Below are 22,975 nucleotides of genomic sequence, written 5' to 3'. Positions count from 1 at the left end.
AGAACCTGAAGGGCATCACCATGGCAGAGCGCCGCGTCAACGTCGGATGGGCCGAGGGCCTGCACGCTCGTCCCGCCTCGATCTTCGTCCGTGCGACGACCGCTTCCGGCGTCCCGGTGACCATCGCCAAGGCCGACGGGAACCCCGTCAACGCCGCGTCCATGCTCGCGGTGCTGGGCCTGGGTGCGCAGGGCGGAGAGGAGATCGTCCTCGCGTCCGACGCCGAGGGCGCCGAAGTGGCGCTGGACCGCCTCGCGAAGCTGGTCGCCGAGGGCCTCGAAGAGCTCCCCGAGACCGTCTGACCCTTCGGGTTCGCCCGGGCACGACACGAGACGAAGCCGCGGCCGCCGGTATTCCGGCGGCCGCGGCTTCGTCGTATTCGGCAATTCACATCGTCCGCGTAGGACGACAGTCAAAGCGCCATGAATTCAGCCGACGCCTCCGAAACTAATACGCCTCTTTTGTTAATACGGACCGCTCGCCGTGTTTACGGCATGTTGCGAAGTCCTCACCCGCAGCCGGTGCACCCGCGCCGCGCGGTCCGCGTGGACGGCCGTCAGCGCCCGCGCCCGCTCGGCGTCCCCGCGCGCGACCGCGTCCACGATCGCCCCGTGCTCGGCCCAGGACTCCACGGGCCGCGCCGGCGCCTCCACCACGTACATCCAGGCGACCTTGTGCCGCATCTGCGTGAGCAGCGTGATCAGCCCCGGACTGCCCGAGGCCTGGGCGAGGGTCTCGTGGAACCAGCCGCCCAGCGACCGCAGATCCTCCCCCTGCCCCTGCCTGGCCCGCTCCTGGCCCAGCCTGACCAGCCCGCGCAGCACCTTGAGGTGTGCTTCGGTGCGCCGCCGGGCGGCCCGGGCCGCGGCCAGGGGCTCCAGCAGCATCCGCAGTTCCAGGAGATCGACCGCCTCCTGTTCGGTGGGCTCGGCGACGCAGGCGCCCGCATGCCGGCGGGAGGTGACGAACCCCTCGGACTCCAAGGTCCGCAGCGCCTCGCGGACCGGGACGCGGGAGACCCCGTACCGGCGGGCCAGCAGTTCCTCGGTCAGCCTGCCGCCCGGCGCGAAGACCCCGGAGACGATGTCGTCACGGATCGCCGTGCATACCGCGTGCGCAGGAATACGCAAGACCGGACCTCCGCCTATTTCCGACTGCCGACGTCATTTTGCCGCGACCGTGTTGCGATCGTGTTGCGATCGTATCGGGACTCTATTGCAACACGCGATATTTTCCGAGTGCGGGCGGAAATCGGGGATATTTACAGCCACAACGCGAAGGCCCCGGCTCGGGGAGCCGGGGCCTTCGGTCGAGTGCTGCGGGTCAGACGTCGACGCCGTGGCTGCGCAGGTACGCGACCGGGTCGATGTCCGAGCCGTACTGGGCGCCGGTGCGGGCCTCGAAGTGCAGGTGCGGGCCGCTGGAGTTGCCGGTCGAGCCCGACAGGCCGATCTGCTGGCCCGGGGTGACCTGCTCGCCGACGGAAACGTTCAGCGAGGTCATGTGGCCGTACTGCGTGTAGGTGCCGTCGTTGTGCTTGATGACGACGTTGTTGCCGTACGCGCCGCCCCAGCCGGCTTCGACGACGGTTCCGGCGCCCACCGCGTGCACCGAGGTGCCGGAGGCCGCGTGGAAGTCGATGCCGGTGTGGCTGCCGGAGGACCACATGCCGCCACCCGCGTGCCACTGGGTGCTGATGTAGGACCCGTCGACGGGGGCGACGAAGGTGTTGAGGCGCTTGCGCTCCTCCTCGCGGGCGGCGCGCTCGGCGGCCTCGCGCTCGGCCTTCGCCTTGTCCTCGGCCTTCTGCTTGGCCTCGGCGGCACGGGCCTTCGCGTCGGCCTCGGCCTTCGCCTTGGCGGCGGCGGCATCGGCGGCGTTCTGCTGCGCCTCGGCCTGGGCCTCGATCTCGCCCGCGAGGTCCTCGGCGGTGACCACGGCGTTCAGACCGGTGTCCTCCATGGAGGGGGCCTTGTCGGACGCGGCGAACGCCGGTCCGGCGAGGGAGCCGACGACACCGGTGGTGGCGAGGGCGGCGATGCCGGCGTAGCCGGCGGTCTTGCGGCTCAGACGGCTGGAACCACGGTGCTTACCGGCGGCACGACTGCCAAACGCCATGAAGGGGTTGATCCTTTCCTTCCTTCTCGCCTACCGGGTTAGCTGACGGGTTCGGAGCAGGAAGGTCTCCTACGGGCCCCCTCTGACGAGGCGGTCCGATTCACCCCAGGGACACATGTGGGTCCCCGGCTCCCCAGGCTCGCGCCTGACGGGGACTCGGCGATCGCTGCCCGGTGCCGCGGATGCGGCGCGTACAACTGACGGACAGCACGGCCGACGCTAGGCGGATCATCAGTCAATCGCCAAACAGACGCGCCTTTTTGTTGCGTACGCCACACCCCATACAAGCAACCTCTCCACTAAACAGACAAAAGGGGCCCCGGTGGACAAGCCACCGGAGCCCCTTGAGATGTCCGTCAGTTGGTGACGACGGTGACCTCACCGATCCCCAGCGCCCGCACCGGCGCCTCGATCTGCGAAGCGTCACCCACCAGGACGGTGACCAGGCGGTCCATCGGGAAGGCGGCCAGAACGGCCGAAGTCGCCTCCACCGTGCCCGTTTGGGCCAGCTGTGCGTACAACCGCGCCTGGTAGTCGTCCGGAAGCTCCTGCTCGACCTGGTCGGCGAGCGTGCCGGCGACGGCCGCGGCCGTCTCGAACTTCAGCGGGGCCACGCCCACCAAGTTCTGCACCGCCACGTCCCGTTCGGCGTCGGTCAAGCCGCCCTCCGCGAGGGTGCGGAGCACCTTCCAGAGGTCTTCGAGCGCCGGGCCGGTGTTGGGGGTGTCCACCGAGCCGCTGATGGCGAGCATCGAGGCGCCCTTGCCGTCCGCGGTGGACCGCAGCACCTGGCCGAAGGCGCGCACTCCGTACGTGTAGCCCTTCTCCTCGCGCAGCACCTTGTCCAGGCGCGAGGTGAGCGTGCCGCCCAGGCAGTACGTGCCGAGCACCTGCGCCGCCCAGACCCGCTCGTGCCGGTCCGGCCCGATCCGGCCGATGAGCAGCTGCGTCTGGACCGCGCCGGGCCGGTCCACGATGACCACGCGGCCCGTGTCGTCCGCGGTCACCGGCGGCACCGGGAGCGCCTCGGCGGAGTTGCCGGTCCAGGTTCCCAGGGTGTCCCCCAGGACGGCGTCCAGGTCGATGCCGGTCAGGTCGCCGACGACGACCGCGGTGGCCGTGGCGGGGCGTACGTGGGCCTCGTAGAAGGCGCGTACGGCCGCGGAGTCGATCCGGGCGACCGTCTCCTCGGTGCCCTGGCGCGGCCGGGACATCCGCAGGGTCGACGGGAAGAGCTGCCGGGAGAGCTCCTTGGCGGCGCGGCGCTGCGGGTTCGCCAGCTCGTGCGGGATCTCGTCGAGCCGGTTGCGCACCAGCCGGTCGACCTCGGCGTCGGCGAAGGCCGGGGCGCGCAGCGCCTCCGCGAGCAGGCCCAGTGCCTTGTGCAGGCGGGAGGCCGGGACCTCCAGCGAGACCCGCAGGCCCGGGTGGTCGGCGTGCGCGTCGAGGGTGGCGCCGCAGCGCTCCAGCTCGGCCGCGAACTCCTCGGCCGAGTGCTTGTCGGTGCCCTCGGACAGCGCGCGGGCCATGATGGTCGCCACGCCGTCCAGGCCCTGGGGCTCGGCGTCCAGCGGGGCGGCGAGGTTGACCTCGACGGCGACGACCTGCTGGCCGGGCCGGTGGCAGCGCAGCACGGTCAGGCCGTTGGGCAGCGCGCCCCGCTCGGGGGCCGGGAAGGCCCACGGCCTGGCCTGGCCCGCCTGCGGCTGCGGGTGGAAGGTCATCGTGACGGCTGCGGTGTCGCTCACTGCTCCGCCCCTTCGTTCTCGTCGTTCTCGTCGGCCGCGTCGGCGTCGGCCCCTGCCGGGAGCGGCTCGTACACCAGCACCGCCCGGTTGTCGGGGCGCAGTCGCGCCGCGGCCACGGCCTGCACCTCCTCGGCGGTGATGTCGAGGACGCGCCCGACCGCGGTCAGGGCCAGCTGCGGATCGCCGAACAGCACCGCGAAGCGGCACAGTTCGTCGGCGCGGCCGGCCACCGTGCTCAGCCGGTCCAGCCACTCGCGCTCCAGCTGCGCCTGCGCGCGCTCCATCTCCTCGGCCGTCGGGCCCTCGGCGGCGAACCGCGCGAGCTCCTCGTCGACGGCGGCCTCGATGGCGGGCACCTCGACCCCGCTGGAGGTCTTCACGTCCAGCCAGCCCAGCGAGGGCGCACCGGCGAGCCGCAGCATGCCGAAGCCGGCCGCGACGGCGCTCTGGTCACGGCGTACCAGGCGGTTGTGCAGCCGGGAGGACTCGCCGCCGCCCAGGACGGTCAGCGCCACGTCGGCGGCGTCGCACTCACGGGTGCCGTCGTGCGGGAGCCGGTAGGCGGCCATCAGCGCGCGGGCCGGGACCTCCTCGACGATCTCCTCGCGCAGCTGCTCGCCCATGATCTCGGGCAGCGCGCCGTCGCGCGGCGGCTGCTTGCCGTCGTGCCCGGGGATGGAGCCGAAGTACTTCTCGACCCAGGCGAGCGTCTGCTCGGGGTCGATGTCGCCGACGACCGACAGCACCGCGTTGTTGGGCGCGTAGTACGTACGGAAGAAGGCGCGGGCGTCCTCCAGGGAGGCCGCGTCCAGGTCGGCCATGGAGCCGATCGGGGTGTGGTGGTACGGGTGGCCCTCGGGGTACGCCAGGGCGGTCAGCTTCTCGAACGCCGTGCCGTACGGGACGTTGTCGTACCGCTGGCGGCGCTCGTTCTTGACGACGTCGCGCTGGTTCTCCATGGACTCGTCGTCCAGGGCGGTGAGCAGCGAGCCCATCCGGTCCGCTTCCAGCCACAGCGCGAGCTCCAGCTGGTGGGCCGGCATGGTCTCGAAGTAGTTGGTGCGCTCGAAGCTCGTGGTGCCGTTGAGCGAACCGCCGGCACCCTGGACCAGCTCGAAGTGCCCGTTGCCGGGTACGCTCGCCGAGCCCTGGAACATCAGGTGCTCGAAGAGGTGAGCCAGACCGGTCCGCCCCTTGACTTCGTGGCGCGAGCCGACGTCGTACCAGAGGCAGACCGCGGCGACCGGGGTCAGGTGATCCTCGGAGAGCACCACGCGCAGGCCGTTGGCCAGCCGGTGCTCGGTCGCTGTCAGGCCGCCGGAGCCGGCCTGGGCTGTGGCCGTGTGACCCATGGGCATGTGGTCCCTTCGATCGCGATGTAGAGATTTCCGTCAGACCTGCCACTGTATGCAAGCGCGTCGGTGACCGGAGAAGTTCCCGACTCGCACTCCCCCGCGACTCCGTCCGGGGGTGACCGCCAGGGTCGGAGTCGGCCTTGTCGGTGCCTCGGGCCACAATGGTCCGCGACAACCCCGTCAACCCCGCTCAGCACACCCGCCAGACCCCCAGCACACCTTCTTTCTTGGTTAAGGAGCCGCGCAGCGATGGCCCGCCGCAGCACGAAGACCCCGCCGCCGGAGGATTTCGAGGAGAAGATCCTCGACATCGACGTCGTCGACGAAATGCAGGGCTCCTTCCTCGAGTACGCGTACTCGGTGATCTACTCCCGCGCCCTGCCCGACGCCCGGGACGGCATGAAGCCGGTACACCGGCGCATCGTCTACCAGATGAACGAGATGGGCCTGCGCCCCGACCGCGGCTACGTGAAGTGCGCGCGCGTCGTCGGCGAGGTCATGGGCAAGCTGCACCCGCACGGTGACGCGTCGATCTACGACGCCCTGGTGCGCATGGCCCAGCCCTTCTCGATGCGGCTGCCGCTGGTCGACGGCCACGGCAACTTCGGTTCGCTCGGCAACGACGACCCTCCGGCCGCGATGCGTTACACCGAGTGCAAGATGGCGGACGCCACGTCGCTGATGACGGAGTCGATCGACGAGGACACCGTCGACTTCACCGCCAACTACGACGGCCAGGAGCGGGAACCGGTCGCGCTGCCCGCGGCGTACCCGAACCTGCTGGTCAACGGCTCCTCCGGGATCGCGGTCGGCATGGCCACCAACATGCCCCCGCACAACCTGGGCGAGGTCATCGCGGCGGCCCGCCACCTGATCCGCTACCCGCAGGCGGACCTGGAGGCGCTGATGCGCTTCGTGCCGGGTCCGGACCTGCCCACGGGCGGCCGGATCGTGGGCCTCTCGGGCATCAAGGACGCCTACGAGAAGGGCCGCGGCACGTTCAAGATCCGGGCCACGGTGGCCGTGGAGAACGTCACGGCGCGCCGCAAGGGCCTGATCGTCACCGAACTGCCCTTCACGGTCGGCCCCGAGAAGGTCATCGCGAAGATCAAGGACCTGGTCGGCTCCAAGAAGCTCCAGGGCATCGCGGACGTCAAGGACCTCACGGACCGCTCGCACGGGCTGCGCCTGGTCATCGAGATCAAGAACGGCTTCCACCCCGAGGCCGTGCTGGAGCAGCTGTACAAGCTGACGCCGATGGAAGAGTCCTTCGGCATCAACAACGTCGCCCTCGTCGACGGCCAGCCGCTGACGCTGGGTCTCAAGGAGCTGCTGGAGGTCTACCTCGACCACCGCTTCGAGGTCGTGCGGCGGCGCAGCGAGTTCCGCCGCACCAAGCGTCGCGACCGGCTGCACCTGGTCGAGGGTCTGCTGGTGGCCCTGGTCGACATCGACGAGGTCATCCGCATCATCCGGGACAGCGACAACTCGGCGCAGGCGAAGGAGCGGCTCATCGAGCGCTTCTCGCTGAGCGAGATCCAGACCCAGTACATCCTGGACACCCCGCTGCGCCGGCTCACCCGCTTCGACCGGATCGAGCTGGAGTCCGAGCGCGACCGCCTCACCGGCGAGATCGACGAGCTGACCGGCATCCTGGAGTCCGACACGGAGCTGCGCAAGCTGGTCTCCACGGAACTGGCCGCGGTCGCGAAGAAGTTCGGCACCGAGCGCCGTACGGTCCTGCTGGAGTCGGCGGGCACGACGGTCGCCGCGGTGCCGCTGGAGGTCGCGGACGACCCGTGCCGGGTCCTGCTGTCCTCGACGGGTCTACTGGCGCGCACCGCCAACGGCGACCCGCTGCCGGAGGAGGAGGGCGGCGCCCGCGCGAAGCACGACCTGGTCGTCTCGCAGGTCGCCGCGTCCGCCCGGGCGGACGTCGGCGTGGTCACCTCGTACGGGCGGCTGCTGCGGCTCTCGGTGATCGACCTGCCGCAGCTGCCGGACACCCACGCCGCGCCGAACCTGGCGGGCGGCGCCCCGGTGTCGGAGTTCCTCTCCGGGCTGGAGGCGGACGAGACGGTGATCTGCCTGACCTCGCTGGACGAGTCCTCGCAGGGCCTGGCCCTGGGCACCGAACAGGGCGTGGTCAAGCGGGTCGTGCCGGACTACCCGGCGAACAAGGACGAGCTGGAGGTCATCACCCTCAAGGAGGGCGACCGGATCGTCGGCGCGGTCGAACTGCGCACGGGCGAGGAGGACCTGGTCTTCCTCACCGACGACGCCCAGCTGCTGCGCTACCCGGCGGCCCAGGTGCGCCCGCAGGGCCGCCCGGCGGGCGGCATGGCGGGCATCAAGCTCTCCGACAACGCCAAGGTGATCCACTTCTCGGCCGTGGACCCGGCGCGGGACGCCCTGGTGTTCACGGTGGCGGGCTCTCACGGGACGCTGGACGACTCGATGCAGTCCGGCAAGCTCACCCCGTTCGACCAGTACCCGCGCAAGGGCCGGGCCACCGGCGGCGTCCGCTGCCAGCGGTTCCTGAAGGGCGAGGACCTGCTGCTGCTGGCCTGGGCCGGCAACGCACCGGTCCGCGCGGCCGCGGCGAACGGCACCCCAGCCGAACTACCGGCCGTGGACCCGCGCCGCGACGGCTCGGGGGCCGCGCTGCCCGCGGTCGTCGCCGCTCTGGCGGGGGGCGCGCTGTAGGACGTACGGCGGCATTCGGGTAGTGCGACCGGGGGGACGTACCACCCGAATGCCGACTAGTGTTTTCCCTCTGGGTGTTGGTGGGGGGAGTACACAGCTGATGAGTCGTCGGTCGGGCGGATTGATCGGTGACTGGGCCGAGGCCCAGCGCCGGCAGCAGCAGACACAGCTGATCCAGCAGCGGGAGGCCGAGCGCCGGCTGGGGGCGTACGAACGGGACCGGCAGCGGACCCAGGAACGGGACGCCAACCGCAGCCATCGGCAGTACCGCGAGGCCGAGGCCCTGCGGCGGACCGCGCAGATCGACGCGGAGGTCGACGCCCTCAAGGGCCTGCTGGTCTCCGGCTGCCGGGCGCCCGCCTTCCGGATATCCGCCCTGGCCCGACCCGAGCAGCTGGAACCCTTCAACCCCGGGGCCCTGGCACATCCGGTGCCGATGCCGCGCATCGATCAGTTCCAGCAGCAGAGCAGTGGCTGGACCCTCGGCTCCAGCCACCGGGCGCAGGCGGAGCGGGAGGCCCACGCCCGGTACACCGAGGCCTGGCAGGCCGCGAGCGCCGCGGAGGCGCAGCGCCAACAGCAACTGGCCGCGTATCGGCAGCAGTACGACCGGTGGGCCGCCGAGCAGCTCGTCGGGGTACGGGCGCACAACAGCGGGCTCACCGAGCTGGCCACCGCCCTTCGCACGGGCGACGCGGAAGCGGCGGTGGAGTACTTCTCGGCCGCCCTGTACGCCTCGACGGCCTGGCCCGAGGCGCTGCCGAGGCAGGTGGCGGCCGCCTACGATCCGGCGGCGCGCCAGCTGGTGCTGGACTGGGAGCTCCCCGGGTACGCGGTGGTGCCGGAGGCCAGGGCGGTGCAGTACCTGCCGAGCACGGACCAGGACAAGGTGAAGCCCCGCCCGGTGACGGAACGCCGGGCGCTGTACCGGGACCTGCTGGCGCAGTGCATGCTGCTGGTGGTGCGCGAGTTGTACGCGGCGGACGAGTTCGGCGTACTGGACTCGGTCGTGGTCAACGGCTTCGTGGACTGCCACGATCCGGCGACGGGTCAGGAGGCACGGTTCGTGCTCTCCACGCTGCCGGCGGAGCGCAGCGCCTTCGACGGAGTGCGGCTGGAGCAGGTCAGCGCCGTGGACTGTTTGGTCTCGGGGTTGGGCGGGCAGCTGTCGGTGCGCCCCGACCAGCTGACGGCGGTGCGCCCGGGGCGCCGGCCCGACGAGGTCGGAGGAGGTGTCGTCAGCCACGGCGGGCACGCGGGCGATGCGGACGACGACGAGCCGGACCTCTTCGCGATGGACCCGATCGCCTTCGAGAACCTGGTCGCCGAGTTGTTCCGGGCGATGGGCATGGAGGCGGTGACCACGCAGCGGTCGGGCGACGGCGGGGTCGACGTGGAAGCGCTGGACCCGGCGCCGATCCGGGGCGGGCGGATCGTGGTGCAGGTCAAGCGCTACCGGAACACGGTGCCGCCGACGGCCGTGCGTGATCTGTACGGCACGGTCCAGGACAAGGGGGCGAACAAGGGGGTGCTCGTCACCACCGCTTCCTTCGGGCCCGGGTCGTACACCTTTGCCAACGGCAAGCCGCTGGAGTTGGTTCCCGGGGCGGACCTGGTCGGGCTGCTGCACCAGTACGGACTGCGCGGCCGGCTCGGCGGCGGCGCCGCGGCCCCGGCGGTCGCGGCGCCGCGGGCGCCCGAGCCGACTCCCCCGGCGGACTACAACGTGCTCGGCATGTCCTGGTCGGGGTCGGTCGCGCTGGACGTCTGCGCGCTCGTCTGCGAGGGCGGGCGGGTGCTGAGCGAGGAGCACTTCGTGTTCTTCAACAACCCGCGGACCCCGGACGGTTCGGTCCGATCCCGCGCGCACTCGGCACCCGACAAGGCCGCCCTGGAGGTGTCCTTCGACGCCCTGCCCGAACGCGCCGACCGCCTGGTCCTCGTTGCCGCGATCGATCCGGAGGTCGATCCCCGCGCCGACCTCGCCGGGTTCACCGACGCCCACATCCGCCTGCTGTCCGCGGGCGGCGAGGAACTCGGACGGCTGGACGTCTCCGACGGGCGCGCCGGGGAGACCGCTCTGGTCCTCGGCTCCTTCCGGCGCCGGTCCAACGGCGATTGGGACTTCGTGATCGGCGGCCAGGGCTACCGCGGCGGCCTGGAAGACCTGCTGGGCGCGTACGGCGTAGAGGTCGCCTGACCGGCCTCGGTACGGCCTACGCCTCTTCCGGACGGAGGTCCGGGCCGGGTTCGCCGTACGGCTCGGGCGCGTAAGACCCGGACGTGTAAGGCTCGGGCTCGTAAGGCTCGGGCTCGTAAGGCTGCGCCCCGTACGGCTCCGGTTGCGGCTCCGCCCCCTCCTGCGCGGGGCGGTCGACGTAGCGCAGGACGCCCCACATGCTCTCCGGGGCCGCGTCCTGCGGCGCCGGTTCGCGGCAGGCCTCCAGGTCCCGGAGCAGGGCGGGGCCGTCCGTACCGGAGCCGATCAGGACAAGCTGGCTCCGGCGCGGCTCGCCCCGTCCCCAGGGGCCCGGCGCGAAGCGGAGGAACCGGCCGACCGCGTGGACCTCGTAGCGCTCCTCGTGGCCGGGGACGCCGAAGTGGACGAAGCCCTTGATCCGGTACAGCCCGGCCGGGCGGCGGTCCAGGAAGTCGATCAACCGGCGCGGGTTCAGGGCCTGCTCGGACACGAACTCCGTGCTCTCGTACAGCGCGTGCGCGTGCCCGCTGTGGTCCTCGTGCTGATGGTGGTGCTCGTGATCCGTGTCGGCGGAGGTGTCCGCGGCATCGGCTTCCCTGGCCTGCGAGATCAGGTCCTCGAAGGACAGCTGTCCCTGGGTCTCGGTCCACGGCCGCCGGTCGAAGAGCAGCTCCGGGTCGATCCGGCCGTGGTCGGCGGCCACCACCGGCGTGCCGGGGCAGAGCGTGCCCAGCTCGGCCTCGATCCGGGCGAGGGCGGCCGCCTCCACCCGGTCGGTCTTGTTCAGCACCACCAGGTCCGCGACGGCCAGGTGGCGGTCGGTCTCCGGGTGCCTGGCCCGGGTCGCGTCGAACTCCGCGGCGTCCACGACCTGCACCAGCCCGCCGTACCGGACGGCAGGGTTCTCGCCGGCCACCAGCATCCGGATCATCTCCTGGGGCTCGGCCAGCCCGCTCGCCTCGATGACGATCACGTCGATCCGATGGACGGGCGCGGACAGCTTCTCCAGGTACGCGTCCAGCTCGCTGCTGTCGACGGCGCAGCACAGGCAGCCGCCGCCGAGCGAGACCATCGAGTCGCCGACCTGGCCCGCGACGGACATCGCATCGATCTCGATCGAGCCGAAGTCGTTGACGACGACGCCGATCCGGGTGCCTCCCCGGTTGCCGAGGAGGTGGTTGAGCAGCGTCGTCTTGCCGGATCCGAGGAATCCGGAAAGCACGACGACGGGAATCGGCTGGGCGGGCTGACGGCTGTTCACACGACCGATCGTAGTCAGCCGAGCGCCGGAACCGGCTCGGGCGGGTTCGGGCCGACGTACCGGGCCGCCGGACGGATGATCTTCGAATCGGCCGCTTGTTCGAGGATGTTCGCACTCCAGCCGATCACGCGGGCCGCGCAGAAGGTCGGGGTGAACATCTCGCGCGGCAGCCCGCACAGCTCCATGACCACGCCCGCGTAGAACTCCACGTTGGTGTGCAGCTCCCGCCCCGGCTTCAGCTCGGCGAGGATCTCCTCGACGTGCCGCTCCACCTCCACGGCGAAGTCCACGAGCGGGCCGCCGAACTGCAGCGCGATGTCCCGCAGCATCCGCGAGCGCGGGTCCTCGGTCCGGTACACGGGGTGCCCGAAGCCCATGATCCGGTCGCCGGCGAGGACCCGTTCGCGGATCCACGGCTCGATGCGGTCCGAGGTGCCGATGGCGTCCAAGGTGTCCAGGGCTCGGCTGGGCGCGCCGCCGTGCAGCGGGCCGGAGAGCGCGCCGATAGCGCCGGTGAGGCAGGCCGCGACGTCCGCGCCGGTGGAGGCGATCACGCGGGCGGTGAAGGTCGAGGCGTTGAAGCCGTGGTCGACGGTGGAGATCAGGTACTGCTCGACCGCACGCGCCCTGACCGGGTCGGGCTCCTGCCCGGTGAGCATGTACAGGTAGTTGGCGGCGTACGGGAGGTCCGCGCGCGGTTCGACCGGTTCCAGGCCCTGCCCCAGCCGGTGCAGCGCGGCGAGCAGGGTCGGTACGGCGGCGCAGGCGGCCAGCGCGTCGGCGGTCCGCCGCCCGGGGTCGATGTCGTAGACGGGACGGAACCCTGCGGAGGCGCCGAGCAGCGAGAGCGCGGTCCTCAGTCCGGCGAGGGGACCGGAGAGCGCGGTGGCCCGGGCGAGGGCGGGAAGTGCGTCGCGCACCGCGTCGGGCAGCCGGCGCAGCGGGGCGATCTCGGCGGCGAACGCGGCCCGTTCGGCGGCGTCGACCGGAAGCGCGCCGCGGAACATCAGGTGCCACACGTCCTCGAAGCTGCGGCTCGCGGCGAGCTCGACGGCCGAGTACTGGCGGTAGTGGTAGAAGCCCTCTCGGCCTCGGACGTCACCGAGTTCGGTCTCGGTGACCACGACTCCCGCGAGACCGCGGGGCACATCGACGGAGGTGTTCATGTGCCGACCATCCATGATGGATTAAATCCTTGTCAATGTTGATTCAATCAATATATATAGGGTGAGCATCATGAATGATCAGGCGGACGGCGCGGATGGTGAGCGCCGGATCAGTACCCGGCAGGCGGCCGAGCTGCTCGGGGTGAAGCCCGCGACCGTGTACGCGTACGTCAGCCGCGGCCAGCTCACCAGCCGCCGCGACCCCGTCGGCCGGGGCAGCAGCTTCGACGCCCGCGAGGTGGCGGAGCTGGCCCGGCGCAACCGGCGCGAGGCGGCTTCGCCCCCGGGCGCGGCGCTCGCCGTACGCACCTCGCTCACGCTCATCGAGCCCGACCGGTACTACTTCCGCGGCGTGGACGCGGTCGAGCTGGCCGCGCGGTACCGCTACGAGGAGGTCGCCGAGTGGCTCTGGACCGGGGCGCTGCCGCGCGGGGTCCGGTTCGCCGCTCCCCCGCAGGCCCTCGCCGCCGCCCGGCGCGCCGTGGCCGCGCTGCCCGAGCACAGCGGGCCCATCGACCGGCTGCGGGTGGCGACGGCGGCGGCCGCGGTGACGGATCCGCTGCGCTTCGACCTGTCGGCGGAGGCCGTACTGGGCTCCGCGCGCTGTCTGATCCCGACGCTGGCGGCCGCCCTGCCCGTACTGGGCCGGACGGAATCCGGGGCCGGAACGCTCGCGGAGCAACTGTGGTGCCGGCTGACCGAACGGCAGCCGGACCCGGCGGCCCTTTCCACCCTCGACCTGGCCCTCACGCTGCTCATCGACCACGATCTGGCCGCCTCGACCCTGGCCGTACGGGTGGCCGCGTCGGCGCGGGCCCATCCGTACGCGGCGGTCTCGGCCGGCCTCGGTGCACTGGAGGGCCCCCTGCACGGCGCGGCCGGACGGCTCGCGCACCGGATGCTGGTGGAGGCGCTGGAGCGGGGCGGGGCCGCGCCGGTGGTCGCCGACCACCTGCGTGCGGGACGGCGGGTTCCGGGGCTCGGGCACCGGCTGTACGAGGGCGAGGACCCGCGGGCCACGGCGCTGTTCGCCCGGCTGGAGGACGTGCCGCAGGCCGGCCCCGCTCTGGCGGCCGCCCGGGAGGTCGTCGCGACGGCGGCGGCACGCCGGGACGGGCTGCACGCCAATGTCGACCTGGCCCTGGCCGTGCTGACGGTGTCCTGCGGGATGCCCGCGGAGGCCGGGGAGACGGTGTTCGCGGTGTCGCGGACGGCGGGCTGGATCGCGCACGCGCTGGAAGAGTACCAGGAGCGGCCGCTGCGGATGCGCCCGAGCGGCCAGTACCAGGGTCCGCGCCCACCCCGACCGCTGCCGTGACGGCGGCGGCGCTCCGGCCGCGGTGCCAGGGCCGCAGCCGGACCGCCGCGTCCCGCACGAGCAGCCCCTCGTGGTCCGGGGCGGAACTGCTCAGCAGGGGGCTCGTAGGCTCCGGCAGCGGGACCGGCGCGACGGGTAGGTGACCATGCAGACGAGCCCGTCGGGGCGAGCGAAGGCCAGCACCCCGGGCGAGCGGGCGAAGGCCAGCTCCCCGGGCGGCGCGCGCAGCCGGGGGTCGCGCCACGGCTCGGCAGTCCACGGCAGTGGGACCCGGCAGCCGTCCCGCCCCGGGTCGGCTGCCGCCGGACCGGACGCGCATGGGGTCCTGGATCCGGCTGATCGGTATGCCGGCTTCCGGCAGGCCCAGTTCCACCCCCTGGTACGCGTACACGGCGCCGGGCAGGGCGAGCGTCAGCAGGGCCGCGGCCCGCGCCCGCCGGGTACCGAAGCCCGGGCCGGTGGGGGTACCGAAGGCCGTGGCGGCGAAGTCGAAGCCGATGTCGGCGCGCCCGTAGCGGGTGGCGGTGCGGGTCACGTCGTGGTTCCCCTCGGGCCGAAGGCGACCTACGGTTGCTGGTCATGCGGTTCCTCCACATGAGTGCTCGGCGCCTCGGGCTGCCCAGACGGGCCGTCTCGCAGATCCTGCTGACCCAGCTGGCCATCGCCGCCGGGGTCGCCGTGCTGGCCACCGGGCTCTTCCTGGCCCCGCTCAGCGCTCAGCTCGACGACCAGGCCATGCGGCGCGCCCTGGCCATCGCCCAGAGCGCGGCCGCGGACCCGTCACTGGCCGCCGATCTCCTCGACTCCGGGCCGACGCCCGACAGCCCGGTGCAGGCCTCGGCCGAGCGGATCCGCCGCGCCACCGGGGCCGAGTACGTGGTCGTCATGGACCTGGACGGAATCCGCCGCTCGCACCCCGGAACCGACCGGATCGGCCTGCCCGTCTCCACCGACCCGAGCGACGTCCTCGCGGGCCGCGAGGTCATGGAGATCGACGAGGGCACGCTCGGCCGCTCCGCCCGCGGCAAGGTCCCGCTCCTCGCGGCCGACGGGGAGATCGTCGGCGCCGTCTCCGTCGGCATCGCCTACGACAGCGTCCACGAGCGGCTGCTCGGCGCCATCCCGGGCCTGCTCGCCTACGCGGGCGGCGCGCTCGCGGCGGGCGCGCTCGCCGCTTACCTGCTGTCCCGCCGGATCCAGCGGCAGACCCGCGACCTGGCCTTCTCCGATATCGCCGGTCTACTCGCCGAACGCGAGGCGATGCTGCACTCGATCCGCGAGGGCGTGGTCGCCCTCGACCGCGACGGCCGGATCCGGCTGGTCAACGACGAGGCCGCCCGCCTTCTGGGCCTCCCCCCGGATGCCGCCGCCACCGTCGCCGGACGCCCGCTGGACGACGTACTGGCCGCCGGCCGCACCACCGACGTCCTCTCCGGCCGTGTCACCGGCCGGGACCTGCTCACCGTCCAGGGACCCCGGGTCCTGGTCGCCAACCGGATGCCCACCGAGGACGGCGGCGCCGTCGCCACGCTGCGAGACCGCACCGAGCTGGAGCACCTCGGCCGTGAGCTCGACTCCACCAAGGGCCTGATCGACGCCCTGCGCGCACAGGACCACGAGCACGCCAACCGCCTCCACACCCTCCTCGGCCTGCTGGAGCTGGGCCTGCACGAGGAGGCGGTGGAGTTCGTCACCGAGGTCGTCGGAGTGCACCGCAGCACTGCCGAACAGGTCACCGAGAAGGTCCACGACCCGCTGCTGGCCGCCCTTCTCGTGGGCAAGGCGACCGTCGCTGCCGAGCGCGGCGTCCCGCTGCGCCTCGCCGACGCCACCTTCCTGCCCGACCGCCTCATCGATCCCGGCGGCCTCGTCACCATCACGGGCAACCTGGTGGACAACGCCCTGGACGCGGCGGCCGGCTCCGCCGAGCCCCTGGTCGAAGTCGAGCTGCGCGCCGAAGGCCGTACGGCGGTCCTCCGCGTGCGGGACAGCGGGCCCGGTGTCCCGGCGGGCCGCCACGAGGAGATCTTCAACGAGGGCTGGTCGACCAAGCAGCCCAAGGCCCACCGCGAGCGCGGGCTGGGTCTGGCACTCGTACGCCGCCTCGCGGAGCGGCAGGGCGGCACGGCCCGGGCCGGCGGGACAGCGGACGGAGGGGCGGAGTTCTCCGTCGTACTCCCGGAGGCCCTGCGATGAACGAGACCCCGATTCACGTATTGGTCGTCGACGACGACATGCGTGTTGCCCGGATCAACGCGGCGTACGTGGCGAAGGTTCCCGGCTTCCGCGTCTGCGCCCAGGCCCATTCGGCGGCCGAAGCCCTGGACGTCCTCGACACCCGGCCCGTGGACCTGATCCTCCTCGACCACTACCTCCCGGACGAGAACGGCCTGGACCTGGTCCGCCGGCTGCGCCAGCTCGGCCACCGCACCGACGTGATCATGGTGACGGCCGCCCGCGACCTGACCACCGTCCAGTCCGCCATGCGCCTCGGCGCCCTCCAGTACCTGGTCAAGCCCTTCACCTTCGCGGGCCTGCGCACCCGCCTGGAGGCGTACGGCTCCCTGCGCCGCACCCTGGAGACGGGCGGCGAAGCCGAACAGGCCGAAGTGGACCGGATCTTCGGCGCCCTCGCCACGGCCGGTTCACCGAACGAGCTGCCCAAGGGCCACTCCGCCACCACCGCCGAACTGGTCCGCCAAGTCCTGCGATCCGCCGAAGGCCCGCTCTCCACCCAGCAAATCGCCGACCGGGCCGGCATCAGCCGCCAGACCGCCCAGCGCTACTTGAAGCTCCTGGAGCGCACCGCCCGTGTCACCCTGGCCCTGCGCTACGGCGAGACGGGGCGCCCCGAACACCGCTACTCCTGGCTCCCGTCCGAGGGCCCCTGACCGACCGGCGCCCGACGGGAGCCCCGCTCAGACGGCTCCGGCGCCGGTCAGGGAACGGACCTCCGTCTCCGCGTGCTTCGCCGCGTCCGGCTCCTCCGCCGAGGTGACCGTTCCCATCCAGCCCGCCAGGAAGCCCAGCGGGATCGAGACCAGGCCCGGGTTCTGCAGCGGGAAGAACTGGAAGCTCACCCCCGGGAAGAGGGAGTCCGGGCTGCCCGAGACCACCGGCGACAGGACGACCAGCACCACCGCCGGAATCAGGCCCCCGTACACGGACCAGACGGCGCCCCGCGTCGTGAAGGAGCCCCAGAACAGCGAGTACAGGAGCACCGGCAGATTGGCCGAGGCCGCGACCGCGAAGGCCAGCCCGACCAGGAACGCCACGTTCAGGTCCTGGGCGAGCAGCCCCAGCGCGATCGCCACCGCTCCGATCCCGACGGCGGCGACCCTGGCCACCGCGACCTCGCTGCGCTGGCGCGCGTGGCGGCGCTTGAGCGAGGCGTACAGGTCGTGCGCCACGGAGGCCGAGGACGCCAGGGTGATCCCGGCGACCACGGCCAGGATCGTGGCGAAGGCGATCGCCGCCACGAAGGCGAACAGCACCGCTCCCCCGGTCGAACCGGCCCCGCCGCCCAGGAAGGCCGCGAGCAGCGGAACCGCCGTGTTCCCCGAGGCGTTGGACGCCCGTACCTCTTCCGGCCCGACCAGCGCGGCCGCCCCGAAGCCGAGCACGATGGTCATCAGGTAGAAGCCCCCGATCAGCGCGATCGCCCACACCACCGACCGGCGGGCCGCCCGCGCCGTGGGCACCGTGTAGAAGCGGGACAGGATGTGGGGCAGCCCGGCCGTCCCGAGGACCAGTGCGAGTCCGAGGCTCATGAAGTCGAAGCGGGAGGTCCAGTCGCCGCCGTACTTGAGCCCCGGGCTGAGGAACCGCCGCCCGTGGCCGCTGCGCTCGGCGGCGCTGAGGAGCAGCTGGTCGAAGTCCCCGTGGAAACGCAGCAGTACGAGCACGGTGAGGGTGACGGCCCCGCCCATGAGCAGCACGGCCTTCACGATCTGGATCCAGGTGGTCGCGCGCATGCCGCCGAAGGACACGTAGACCACCATCAGTGCCCCGACACCGATCACGGTCAGGGTCCGGGCCGCGGTACCGGAATCGCCGAGCAGCAGGCCCACCAGGCTGCCCGCGCCGACCATTTGCGCGACGAGGTACAGCACCGAGACGGTGACGGAGGCGGTGCCGGCGGCGATCCGGACGGGCCGCTCGCTCATCCGGGCCGCGACCACGTCCGCGAGGGTGAACCGGCCGCAGTTGCGGACCAGTTCGGCGACGAGGAAGAGGACGACGAGCCAGGCGACGAGGAAGCCCACCGAGTAGAGCAGGCCGTCGTAGCCGAAGAGGGCGATCAGACCGGAGATGCCGAGGAAGGAGGCTGCGGACATGTAGTCGCCTGCGATGGCGAAACCGTTCTCCAGCGGGGAGAACAGTCGGCCGCCCGCGTAGAACTCCTCGGCCGAGCCATGTCGGTTGCGGCTGACCCAGGTGGTGATGCCCAGCGTGACGGCGATGAAGAGGCTGAACAGGATCAGCGCGAGGGTCTGGTGCTCGCTGGTCACCGGCCGGCCCCCCGGCTGCGCTGCCGCTCCTGGCCGCGCTCCTGCTCGAAGACCGTCCAGCGCAGGTCCAGCGCGGCCCGGTCCCGGCGCAGCCGCGCGTGCCGGGCGTACGCCCAGGTCAGCAGGAAGGTGCTGAGGAACTGGCCGAGACCCGCCAGCAGTGCCACGTTGACCGCGCCGACCACGGGCCGGGCCATGAGGCCGGGTGCCATCGTGGCGGCGACGACGTAGACGACGTACCAGAGCAGGAATCCGGCGGTCGCCGGAACGACGAACCCCCGGTAGCGGCTGCGGACCTCCTGGAAGGCGGCGCTGCGCTGCACTTCGAGGTAGATGTCGGACGCCCCGGGCGCGCCTCGGCCGCCGGCGGCCGGACGCGGGGGCGGCGGTTCCTCGCCCCCGCCCTCCCCCCAGCCGACGGCCAGCGCGTCGTACCAGGGATCGTCGAGCCGGATCGTTCCGGCGTCGGGACCTTCGTGCTTGTCCACCGAACTCTCCTTGTCCGCTGCCGCATTGGCCGCGTGCCCACAAGGATGTGCGGTATGGACGGTTTCCGGACTGGTGTCCCGGTGCTCTTCACTCCAACAGGTGATGGAGCGAAGAGCACCGGTGTGCCGGTGCGCCCGTCAGGCGTCGATGCGCGAGCGGTCCAGGGTCGCCGCGGAGCTCGTGATGAACTCCTTGCGCGGCGCCACCTCATTGCCCATCAGCAGGTCGAAGACCTGCTCGGCCGAATCCAGGTCGCCGATGTTGATCCGGCGCAGGGTACGGAAACGGGGATCCATGGTGGTCTCCGCCAGCTGGTCCGCGTCCATCTCGCCGAGACCCTTGTAGCGCTGGATCGAATCCTTGTACCGGATGTTCTTGCGCTGGAATTCGAGCAGGGTCTGGCGCAGCTCGTTGTCCGAGTACGTGTAGACGTACTTGTCCTGGCCCTTCTTGGGCTGGACGAGTTCGATGCGGTGCAGCGGGGGCACCGCGGCGAAGACCCGGCCCGCCTCGACCATCGGCCGCATGTACCGCTGGAAGAGCGTGAGCAGCAGGATGCGGATGTGCGCGCCGTCGACGTCGGCGTCGACGAGCAGCACGATCTTGCCGTAGCGCGCGGCGTCGATGTCGAAGGTCCGACCCGAGCCGGCCCCTATGACCTGGATGATCGCGCCGCACTCGGCGTTCTTCAGCATGTCCGAGACGGACGCCTTCTGAACGTTGAGGATCTTGCCGCGGATCGGCAGCAGTGCCTGGAACTCCGAGTTCCGCGCGAGCTTGGCGGTGCCGAGGGCGGAGTCTCCCTCGACGATGAAGAGCTCGCTGCGCTCCACGTCGTCACTGCGGCAGTCGGCCAGCTTCGCGGGCAGCGAGGAGGTCTCCAGCGCGGTCTTGCGGCGCTGCGCCTCCTTGTGCTGGCGGGCGGCGATCCGGGTCCGGGCGGCCGCGACGATCTTCTCCATTACGGCACGGGCCTGCTGCTTGTCGTCACGCTTCGTGCTGGTCAGGAAGGCCTTGAGCTCCTTGGCGACCACTGCTGCGACGATCCGGGCGGCCGCCGACGTGCCGAGCACCTCCTTGGTCTGGCCCTCGAACTGCGGCTCGGCCAGCCGGACGGTGACGACCGCCGTCATGCCCTCCATCGCATCGTCCTTGACCACGTCGTCCTCGGCGACGCGCAGCAGCTTCGCCGAGCGCAGCACCTCGTTCACGGTCTTGGTGACCGAGCGCTCGAAGCCGGTGATGTGGGTGCCGCCCTTGGGCGTGGCGATGATGTTGACGAAGGACTTGACCGAGGTCTCGTACCCGGTTCCCCAGCGCAGGGCGATGTCCACGCCGAGCTCGCGGGTGACCTCGGTGGGGGTCATGTGGCCGCGCTCGTCGAGGACGGGGACGGTCTCCTTGAAGGTCCCCTGGCCGCTCAGGCGCAGCACGTCGCAGACGGCCTTGTCCTGCGCGAGGTAGTCGCAGAACTCGCTGATGCCCCCGTCGAAGCGGAAGGTCTCCTCGGTCTTGCCGGCGCCGTCGATGGCCCGCTCGTCGCGGACGACGATGGTCAGGCCGGGGACGAGGAAGGCGGTCTGGCGGGCACGCTGGTAGAGCGTCTCCAGCGAGAGCCGGGCGTCCTTGAGGAAGATCTGCCGGTCGGCCCAGTAGCGGACGCGGGTGCCGGTCTTGCCCTTGGCGACCCGCTTGACCTTGCGCAGGCCATTGTCGGGATCGAACGGACTTTCGGGGCCCTGCTCGGTGAACATCCCCGGGACGCCGCGCCGGAAGCTGATCGCGTGGGTGGAGCTGTTGCGGTCGACCTCGACGTCCAGCCGGGCGGAGAGGGCGTTGACCACGGAGGCGCCCACGCCGTGCAGGCCGCCGGAGGCCGCGTACGAGCCGCCGCCGAACTTGCCGCCGGCGTGCAGCTTGGTCATGACGACCTCGACGCCGGACAGCCCGGTCTTGGGTTCCACGTCGACGGGGATGCCCCGGCCGTTGTCGCGGACCTCGACCGAGGCGTCCTCGTGGAGGATCACCTCGATGTGGTCGCAGTAGCCGCCGAGGGCCTCGTCCACGGCGTTGTCGATGATCTCCCAGAGGCAGTGCATGAGGCCTCGGGAGTCGGTGGACCCGATATACATGCCGGGGCGCTTGCGAACGGCCTCAAGACCTTCGAGGACGAGCAGGTGCCGCGCGGTGTAGTTGGAGCCGTCCCGGTCTGCTCCGGACAGCAGTGCGCTGGAAGGCACGGACGTGTCGGCGGTCACGCAGTTCGCTCCTCGCTGAATTTCTTTTTCTGGCCCGTCGGGCGCAGGGTGGCTCGGTTGCCCGTCGAAGGGTACCGAGGCCTGGTAGAGCCGATGCAACGCCACCCTCGCGCTTCATCAGCGTAGTGCAGGACCGCACGGGTGTTCGATCCCTCGCGCGGGTGAAGCAAACATCACGTTCCCTTCCAGGCATGAACCATTTAGTGTTCGGGCACGTCCTCATGAACAACCGGCAGTCCGCCGGGGAGGACGGAACTGCTACAAGCGAACGACTGACAACGCGAAACCGTAAAGCAACGCAATACGGCTCCTTCGCCGCCAACCGGCAGCAGCCGGCCAGCTTCGGAAGGTAGTTTCGAGGAAAAGCCGCGAGCGGGAACGTTTTCGGCCTGGTTGGATGTTGACCCTGGTACGACAGCTCGTCGAGCTAGAGAAGAGGCGACGTGACTACTGTTCTGACACCCGCGACCCCGCTGACGGCCGCTGACCGATGCGACCGTTGCGGCGCCCAGGCATATCTGCGCGTCGTCCTGCTGAGCGGTGGTGAACTGCTCTTCTGCGCCCACCACGGGCGTAAGTTCGAGCCGGAACTCAAGAAGATCGCCGCGGATATACAGGATGAGACCGAGCGGCTCACGTCCGCTCCGACGGCGAATGCCGACAACGAGGACCGCTGACACAGGCCTAACCTCGCATCCGACGAGCCAGGACCGGCCAGGCCGGTCGACGGGCGGCTCCCCTGAGACCCAGGGGAGCCGCCCGTCCTCATGTCCGGAGCCCTCATGTCCGGAGCCCCGCAAAGCCGTGGGTCGGCCCGGTTGCCCGCCCCCGCACAGGCTCCCCGGCTAGCGGCTCCCGCGCCCGTGTCGTACCCCCGGCGCTCCCGGGGTCCCCTGCACCTCTCCCGTCACATGCCCCCGTACGGGCCGTGCAGCCGGCCCGGAGCCCCTTTCGGCACCCCATGCGATGTTCTGGCCGCCACTCGTCCGCGGGGCCGCCTCCGGGGCCATCACGAAGCCGGTGAGCGGCGCGATCTTCGTATATACCCCCGGACTGTCGGGGCGCCCGCAGCCGCGGCCCCAGGAGACGATCCCGATGAGCTTGCCCTGGGCGACCAGTGGCCCGCCACTGTCCCCCTGACAGGCGTCCCGGCCGCCGTCACCGTGTCCCGCGCACACCATGGAGTCAGGCCGGTACTGCCCGTCCGCGTCCCCCGGGTAGGCACTCCGGCAGACCTCGTCCGCCAGCACCGTCACCCGGGCGGCACGCAGCGCGTACGCATAGTCCCCGAATCCGCTCGTGTCGCCCCAGCCGTACACGGCCGCTTCGCCGCCCGCCTCGTAGCCGGGGTGCCCCGCCTCGGCCATCGGGAGCACGTACTGCGCGGGCACGGCCTCGTCGAGCTCCAGCACGGCCAGGTCCCCGGCATTGCTCCGGGAGTCGTACGCCGGATTCACCCGGGCCGACCGGACCGCGATCTCCCTGCCATCGGCCGCCCGCAGCTCCGTGCGCCCGGTGATCACCCGGAAGTCGGGGACGGACTCCACCGGGCCGCCCAGCACCTGGCGGCCCAGGCAGTGGGCCGCGGTCAGCACCTTGGTCGGGCCCACGATGACGCCCCCGCAGAACTGGCCGCCTCGCGTTCCCCCGAACCGGTCACGGCTGGCGAGTGCCACCACCCACGGGCTGTCGGCCGCCTTCACCGGCCTCCCGCCGATCACCACGCTGTCCGCGGCTGCGTGCGGCGCTTGGGCCAGCGGCGCCGCTGCCGCTCCCGCCACCAGGGTCAGCGCGCCCGCCAGAGCACGGGAAAAGGGACGACGCATGAGGCCTCCTGACTCTGAG

17 protein-coding genes, 1 pseudogene and 1 riboswitch are annotated in these 22,975 nt (G+C 71.7%); of the genes and pseudogenes, 7 read left to right on the top strand and 11 right to left on the bottom strand.

All coding sequences use genetic code 11. The features are described 5' to 3' along the window. The first annotated feature begins 20 nt into the window (after positions 1 to 20). On the top strand, positions 21 to 302 hold the full coding sequence (locus tag OHA65_RS28020; RefSeq protein WP_327278946.1) for an HPr family phosphocarrier protein: 282 nt from the start codon (positions 21 to 23) through the stop codon (positions 300 to 302). A gap of 162 nt (positions 303 to 464) precedes the next feature. Here OHA65_RS28020 and OHA65_RS28015 read toward each other — a convergent pair whose 3' ends face one another. The 4 genes from OHA65_RS28015 to OHA65_RS28000 form a co-directional block, all read right to left on the bottom strand. Beyond that, positions 465 to 1,130 (bottom strand): GntR family transcriptional regulator, encoded by a 666-nt coding sequence (locus OHA65_RS28015; protein WP_327278945.1) that lies wholly within the window; start codon positions 1,128 to 1,130, stop codon positions 465 to 467. 193 nt (positions 1,131 to 1,323) lie between these two features. Next, the gene (locus OHA65_RS28010; protein ID WP_327278944.1) at positions 1,324 to 2,118 is read right to left on the bottom strand and encodes a M23 family metallopeptidase; all 795 of its coding nucleotides are present in this window, start codon (positions 2,116 to 2,118) and stop codon (positions 1,324 to 1,326) included. 12 nt (positions 2,119 to 2,130) lie between these two features. Continuing rightward, positions 2,131 to 2,290: riboswitch (cyclic di-AMP (ydaO/yuaA leader) on the bottom strand. Between the two features lie 184 nt (positions 2,291 to 2,474). Continuing rightward, on the bottom strand, positions 2,475 to 3,842 hold the full coding sequence (locus OHA65_RS28005) for a pitrilysin family protein (protein ID WP_327285816.1): 1,368 nt from the start codon (positions 3,840 to 3,842) through the stop codon (positions 2,475 to 2,477). 20 nt (positions 3,843 to 3,862) lie between these two features. Then, the gene (locus OHA65_RS28000; RefSeq protein ID WP_327278943.1) at positions 3,863 to 5,218 is read right to left on the bottom strand and encodes a pitrilysin family protein; all 1,356 of its coding nucleotides are present in this window, start codon (positions 5,216 to 5,218) and stop codon (positions 3,863 to 3,865) included. A gap of 252 nt (positions 5,219 to 5,470) precedes the next feature. On the opposite strand from OHA65_RS28000, the gene OHA65_RS27995 reads away from it, so the two are divergent. Both OHA65_RS27995 and OHA65_RS27990 read left to right on the top strand, forming a co-directional pair. Further along, positions 5,471 to 7,927, top strand: coding sequence for a DNA topoisomerase IV subunit A (locus tag OHA65_RS27995; RefSeq protein WP_327278942.1), 2,457 nt, complete (start codon positions 5,471 to 5,473; stop codon positions 7,925 to 7,927). A gap of 100 nt (positions 7,928 to 8,027) precedes the next feature. Next, positions 8,028 to 10,127: a restriction endonuclease gene (locus tag OHA65_RS27990; RefSeq protein WP_327278941.1), complete on the top strand. Its 2,100-nt coding sequence runs from the start codon at positions 8,028 to 8,030 to the stop codon at positions 10,125 to 10,127. Positions 10,128 to 10,143: 16 nt separating this feature from the next. Here OHA65_RS27990 and OHA65_RS27985 read toward each other — a convergent pair whose 3' ends face one another. Then, positions 10,144 to 11,388: a CobW family GTP-binding protein gene (locus OHA65_RS27985; protein ID WP_328763985.1), complete on the bottom strand. Its 1,245-nt coding sequence runs from the start codon at positions 11,386 to 11,388 to the stop codon at positions 10,144 to 10,146. A 14-nt stretch (positions 11,389 to 11,402) separates the two neighbouring features. Continuing rightward, the gene (locus OHA65_RS27980; protein WP_405762612.1) at positions 11,403 to 12,569 is read right to left on the bottom strand and encodes a citrate synthase/methylcitrate synthase; all 1,167 of its coding nucleotides are present in this window, start codon (positions 12,567 to 12,569) and stop codon (positions 11,403 to 11,405) included. Positions 12,570 to 12,624: 55 nt separating this feature from the next. On the opposite strand from OHA65_RS27980, the gene OHA65_RS27975 reads away from it, so the two are divergent. Continuing rightward, on the top strand, positions 12,625 to 13,872 hold the full coding sequence (locus tag OHA65_RS27975) for a citrate synthase (RefSeq protein WP_327278938.1): 1,248 nt from the start codon (positions 12,625 to 12,627) through the stop codon (positions 13,870 to 13,872). Positions 13,873 to 13,903: 31 nt separating this feature from the next. On the opposite strand, the pseudogene OHA65_RS27970 reads toward OHA65_RS27975, so the two are convergent. After that, positions 13,904 to 14,416, bottom strand: a pseudogene (locus OHA65_RS27970) (alpha-glucosidase); the annotation flags it as partial. A gap of 50 nt (positions 14,417 to 14,466) precedes the next feature. Between OHA65_RS27970 and OHA65_RS27965 the strand changes: the two are divergent. Beyond that, positions 14,467 to 16,068, top strand: coding sequence for an ATP-binding protein (locus OHA65_RS27965; RefSeq protein WP_405762611.1), 1,602 nt, complete (start codon positions 14,467 to 14,469; stop codon positions 16,066 to 16,068). After that, positions 16,065 to 16,763 (top strand): response regulator, encoded by a 699-nt coding sequence (locus tag OHA65_RS27960; protein ID WP_327278936.1) that lies wholly within the window; start codon positions 16,065 to 16,067, stop codon positions 16,761 to 16,763. Before OHA65_RS27965 ends, OHA65_RS27960 begins: the two co-directional genes overlap by 4 nt. A gap of 27 nt (positions 16,764 to 16,790) precedes the next feature. Here the strand turns inward: OHA65_RS27960 and OHA65_RS27955 are convergent, their stop codons facing one another. The 3 genes from OHA65_RS27955 to OHA65_RS27945 form a co-directional block, all read right to left on the bottom strand. Further along, positions 16,791 to 18,383: a cation acetate symporter gene (locus tag OHA65_RS27955; protein ID WP_327278935.1), complete on the bottom strand. Its 1,593-nt coding sequence runs from the start codon at positions 18,381 to 18,383 to the stop codon at positions 16,791 to 16,793. Beyond that, the gene (locus tag OHA65_RS27950; RefSeq protein WP_327278934.1) at positions 18,380 to 18,871 is read right to left on the bottom strand and encodes a DUF485 domain-containing protein; all 492 of its coding nucleotides are present in this window, start codon (positions 18,869 to 18,871) and stop codon (positions 18,380 to 18,382) included. The genes OHA65_RS27955 and OHA65_RS27950 overlap by 4 nt, the downstream gene beginning before the upstream one ends. 138 nt (positions 18,872 to 19,009) lie before the next feature. Next, a complete protein-coding gene (locus tag OHA65_RS27945; RefSeq protein WP_327278933.1) occupies positions 19,010 to 21,130 on the bottom strand; it encodes a DNA topoisomerase IV subunit B in 2,121 nt (706 codons plus the stop codon). 443 nt (positions 21,131 to 21,573) lie between these two features. On the opposite strand from OHA65_RS27945, the gene OHA65_RS27940 reads away from it, so the two are divergent. Further along, a complete protein-coding gene (locus tag OHA65_RS27940; RefSeq protein WP_327278932.1) occupies positions 21,574 to 21,807 on the top strand; it encodes a hypothetical protein in 234 nt (77 codons plus the stop codon). A gap of 168 nt (positions 21,808 to 21,975) precedes the next feature. Here the strand turns inward: OHA65_RS27940 and OHA65_RS27935 are convergent, their stop codons facing one another. Further along, positions 21,976 to 22,956, bottom strand: a complete 981-nt coding sequence (locus OHA65_RS27935; protein ID WP_329314718.1) for a serine protease — start codon at positions 22,954 to 22,956, stop codon at positions 21,976 to 21,978. Positions 22,957 to 22,975: the final 19 nt, after the last annotated feature.

This window comes from Streptomyces sp. NBC_00045, from assembly GCF_045041095.1.
Lineage (GTDB): Bacteria > Actinomycetota > Actinomycetes > Streptomycetales > Streptomycetaceae > Streptomyces.
The sequence above is the reverse complement of the archived record's forward strand: the minus strand, read 5'-3'. Positions and strand labels throughout refer to the sequence as shown.